Origin of the sequence: Frankia sp. AgPm24 (assembly GCF_023243055.1) — a bacterium.
GTDB lineage: Bacteria > Actinomycetota > Actinomycetes > Frankiales > Frankiaceae > Frankia > Frankia umida.
Window position 1 is genome coordinate 1 of the sequence record NZ_JALKFW010000125.1, and the last position, 248, is coordinate 248.

Sequence of the window (248 nt, forward strand, 5' to 3'; positions counted from 1 at the left end):
GGTGGACGCCGAGCTGGCCAAGGCTCCGATCCCGGTCTACCCGGCCACCGCGAAACTGCCGAGCTGGAAAATCGGCAACGCGGTCGCTGCGCTCTTGGACGCCGTGGAACTGGACGATTTCCCGGATCCAGTACCGCAGGAAACCTCCCGCCGGGAAGGGTTCATCGGCCTGCCCGAGGCCTTCCGGATGATCCACCGGCCGGCCGATGCGGGGCAATGGCAGCAGGCCCGGGAGCGCTTCCGGTACC

At 68.5% G+C, this 248-nt stretch carries 1 pseudogene; it reads left to right on the plus strand.

Annotation, left to right across the window (positions count from 1 at the left end):
* Positions 1-248 (plus strand): annotated as a pseudogene (locus MXD61_RS05940) (ATP-dependent DNA helicase RecG); the annotation flags it as partial.